This window comes from Oleiphilus sp. HI0080, assembly GCF_001635135.1.
Window position 1 is genome coordinate 1 of sequence record NZ_LWFU01000688.1, and the last position, 2,359, is coordinate 2,359.

3 protein-coding genes are annotated in these 2,359 nt (G+C 47.9%); all 3 read left to right on the forward strand.

The window, feature by feature from the left end; all coding sequences use genetic code 11:
• A partial coding sequence (argS, locus tag A3751_RS14880; protein WP_068457540.1) for an arginine--tRNA ligase occupies positions 1 to 1,311 on the forward strand: 1,311 nt, incomplete at its 5' end.
• A 2-nt stretch (positions 1,312 to 1,313) separates the two neighbouring features.
• Positions 1,314 to 1,961 (forward strand): SPOR domain-containing protein, encoded by a 648-nt coding sequence (locus tag A3751_RS14885; protein WP_068457543.1) that lies wholly within the window; start codon positions 1,314 to 1,316, stop codon positions 1,959 to 1,961.
• A gap of 107 nt (positions 1,962 to 2,068) precedes the next feature.
• Positions 2,069 to 2,359: ATP-dependent protease subunit HslV (hslV, locus tag A3751_RS14890; RefSeq protein ID WP_082863286.1), on the forward strand; the 291-nt coding region annotated here is incomplete at its 3' end.

A 2,359-nucleotide genomic window follows, 5' to 3' on the forward strand; every position in this document is an offset into this window, starting at 1 on the left:
GTCTCTGACTTTTTGGAAGCCGCGGGCTATGAAGTTGAGCGGGAATACTACGTCAATGATGCTGGTCGACAGATGAATATTCTCGCCGCCAGTGTCTGGCTACGATATCTCGAAAGCTTCAACGAAGACCTCAAATTCCCTGTAAACGGCTATAAAGGCGCTTACATTTATGACATCGCCAAAGCGCTTTCTGACGAACACGGAGAACGTTTTAGTAAAACCGCTGAAGAGGTTTTTGGCAACTTGCCGAAAGACGAAGACGAGGGCGGCGATAAAGAGCTTTACATCGATGCCGTAATTGAACGAGCTCGAGCTCTGCTCGGTAACGACTTTTCCATCGTATTTAATGCCGGCAGAGATTCCATTGTAGATGATATTCGAGACGATCTCGGTGAATTTGGTGTGCATTACCAGCAATGGTTTTCCGAAGCATCTCTTGCAGATAAGATCGACGACGCGCTAGCGAGACTAGATGCCAATGGTTTTCTATACGAACAAAACGGTGCCATCTGGTTTAAATCGACAGCCTTTGGTGACGATAAAGATCGCGTTGTAAAACGCGACAATGGCGAAACAACCTACTTCGCCTCTGATATTGCTTACCATCTGAATAAATTTGAGCGTGGCTATGACCGCGTCGTTAATGTTTGGGGCGCAGATCACCACGGTTACATTGCAAGGGTTAAAGCCGCACTGCAGGCGATGGATCTTGACCCAGACAAGCTCGATATCAAGCTTGTTCAGTTTGCCATCCTTTACCGCGGCACTGAGCGCGTGCAGATGTCAACGCGAAGCGGCTCATTTGTGACTCTCCGCGAGCTGCGTGATGAAGTCGGAAAAGACGCAGCCCGATTTTTCTACGTAACGCGCAAGGCAGAGCAACATATGGACTTCGACTTGGAGCTCGCAAAGTCGCAAAGTAAAGACAATCCTGTTTACTACATTCAGTATGCGCACGCTCGAATCGCTAGCATGCTGCGAAAACTTGAAGAGGAAAGTATCAGTGTGGATCGAGAAAACGGCCTTGCAGAGCTAGCTCGCAACAGTGTTGATGCAGAAGTAGACTTGGCCAAACGCCTAACACAATATCCGTCAACATTGATCAACTCAGCAGAGCAGCTGGAACCGCATACCATGACACACTATTTAAGAGATCTAGCTAGCGAATTTCACACCTATTACAACAGCAATAAAGTGCTGGTCGATGATCAAAACGTGCGCGATGCGCGAGTCACTCTCTGCATCGCAGTCCAGCAAGTTATCAAGAATGGTTTGAATCTACTCGGTGTTAGCGCGCCAGAAAGCATGTAATCATGACTCGAGATTACGCAAAACCCAGCACGACTAAAAAGCCTGCTGCAAAGCGCAAAAAGAAACCTTCCGCAAAGACAGGTTCTGCCGCGAAAAAAACGTCTGCAACAAAAACTGTCGATAACGCTGGATCAGGCAAGGGCTTACATCTTTTTTTAATCGCAGCCCTTCTTGGTGGCTTTGGGTTCGCACTCTATAAACTAGCTCAGGTAGATGATGGCGCGACCAATCAAGCTATCAGCAAGCCCGCTCCTAACAGCACGAAGCCTAAAGCTGAGGCTGAATCAAAAGAAAAAGCCGTCATAAAACCCGAAGCACGCTTCCAGTTTTATGACCTTCTTCCTAACAGCGAGGTAGACACAGACACCGTGGATGCCTATACATTTAAAGAAAAAGGCGCCGAAGAAGAGTACCTTTATATGGTTCAGACTGGCTCCTTTCGCTCAAGCACTGACGCCGAACGACAAAAAGCGACCATCGCCTTCCAAGGCCTAAAAGCTAAAATCCGAACGGTAACCAACGACAAAGGAAGCACTTGGCATCGAGTTGAAACGGGCCCCTTTCAGTCTAGAAGTGAGATGAACGCGGCGCTTGATAAGCTCTACGCCATCAATATCCAACCTCTGGTCAAAAAATCCAAAAAGCAGTAAGCCTTCCGGCGCTGCTTTTTTACTCCTATTTTTAAACTACCACCTTGAAATTCATGGCTTAGAGGCCATATCGCAAGGATGCGCCTGTTTTAGCTTAGGAGAGAGACATGACCACCATATTATCAGTACGAAGAGAAGGCGAAGTCGCGCTTGGCGGCGACGGCCAGGTTTCTCTCGGTAACACCATTATGAAAGGCAACGCGCGAAAAGTGCGAACCCTGTATAACGGCAAAGTCATTGCGGGTTTTGCCGGAGGCACTGCCGATGCATTCACACTGTTTGAGCGCTTTGAAGCAAAGCTCGAGAAGCATCAAGGTCATCTTGTGAAAGCGGCCGTAGAACTTGCAAAAGATTGGCGTACGGATAGAGCATTACGCAGACTTGAAGCACTGCTTGCA